Raw genomic sequence first — 1,661 nt, 5'->3', positions numbered from 1 at the left:
CGTTCGCCGGCGCCCGCATGCTGAGCGGCCTTCTGAAGCCGCTGGGCTTTTCGATGGGCCGTAAGCATGTGGCGACGCTGATGCGCAGGATGGGGATCGAGGCGATCTACCGGCGGCCGAACACCAGCCGCAAGCATCCCCAGAACCCGATCTGGCCCTATCTGCTGCGCGGACTGACCATCGACCGATCGAACCAGGTCTGGGCCATGGACATCACCTATATCCCCATGGCCCGGGGCTTCGTCTTCCTGGCGGCGGTGATCGACTGGGCCAGCCGCAAGGTGCTCGCCTGGGAGGTGTCGATCACCATGGAGACCGACTTCTGCGTCCGCGCCGTCGAGGCGGCGCTGGCGCGCCACGGATGTCCGGAGATCTTCAACACCGACCAGGGCAGTCAGTTCACCAGCCTGGCCTTTACCGAGCGGCTGAAGGCCGAGGGCATCGCGATCAGCATGGACGGCAGGGGCTGCTGGCGCGATAACGTCTTCGTCGAGCGGCTGTGGAAGAGCGTCAAATACGAGGAGGTCTATCTGAAGGCCTATGAGAGCGTCGGCCAGGCGCGCGCCAGCCTCGGGCGATACCTGGACTTCTACAACACCTGCCGGCCTCACACCGCCCATCGCGGAAACACGCCCGATCAGGCCTACGCCCAGGCGTTGGCGCAAGTGCGGGAAGCCGCGTAAAGATGCTCGCACGACGCGCCGTGCGAACGAGTTGCCCACCGCGTCGGCCGGCCGTTTCGTCGTGAGATGCGACGACCGCCCGCCGCCGTGGACAACTCTACTTCAACCAAGGCAGGAATCACCTATCGTCGCCAAGCGCGTGTTCAAACGATCGGGGCCACCTCTGTTGCCCCCACTTCCCCCGGTGCTGTCAGGTTAACGCGAGCTTGTCTCCGAGCTGGCGCGGCGAGCGAAGGTTGGGGTTTCGACGGCCGGGCGCTGAGCTGATAGTCGGAGACGATGAAACGCATTTCCTTTTCCCGCCATCGATTTCCGGCTGACGTTATCCGCCATGCTGTGTGGCTGTATTTTCGTTTCACCCTGAGCTTCCGCGATGTCGAGGAGCTGCTTGCCCAGCGCGGGATCGAGGTGAGCTATGAGACCGTCCGCTGTTGGACGATCAAATTCGGTCCCCCGATTGCCCGCAACCTGAAGCGCCGCAGGCCCGCGCCGTCACCCCGATGGCATCTCGACGAGATGGTCTGCACGGTTGGCGGAAAGCGGATGTATTTGTGGCGCGCCGTCGATGACGAGGGCGAAGTTCTGGACCTTGTGATGCAAAGGCGGCGGGACACCGAGGCGGCCCTGAAACTGCTCACCCGTCTGCTCAGAAACCAGCCGGTCGAGCCCGAGACCATCACCACCGACGGCCTTGGATCCTACGTATCGGCGCTGCGGGAATTGGGGCTGCACGACCGCCACCGACCAGGCCGATTGCGGGAGAACAACAGGGCTGAAAACTCCCACCTGCCCATCCGGCGACGGGAGCGGAAGATGCAGCGCTTCAAGTCCCAGGCCTCCGCCCAGCGCTTCCTCACCACCCACGCCGCCATCTACAACGCCTTCAATGTCCAGCGTCACCTGATCCGCCGACCCACCCTCCGCCGGTTCCGGGCCGAGTCCATGACGACGTGGACGGCGGCGACCGCGGCTGCCTGA

Annotated in this window: 2 protein-coding genes; both read left to right on the top strand. The window is 64.7% G+C overall.

What is annotated here, in order from left to right:
• Positions 1-683, top strand: a 683-nt coding sequence (locus ACESMY_RS23655; RefSeq protein ID WP_372787094.1) for an IS3 family transposase, incomplete at its 5' end; no start/stop codon positions are given.
• A gap of 279 nt (positions 684-962) precedes the next feature.
• Positions 963-1,661 carry an IS6 family transposase gene (locus ACESMY_RS23650; RefSeq protein WP_372787093.1) on the top strand — a complete coding sequence of 233 codons (699 nt, stop codon included), beginning with the start codon at positions 963-965 and terminating at the stop codon, positions 1,659-1,661.

The organism is Phenylobacterium sp. (assembly GCF_041691455.1).
Taxonomy (GTDB): Bacteria; Pseudomonadota; Alphaproteobacteria; order Caulobacterales; family Caulobacteraceae; genus Phenylobacterium.
Note: the sequence above shows the minus strand (reverse complement) of the source record. Positions and strands in the feature narration are given on the sequence as shown.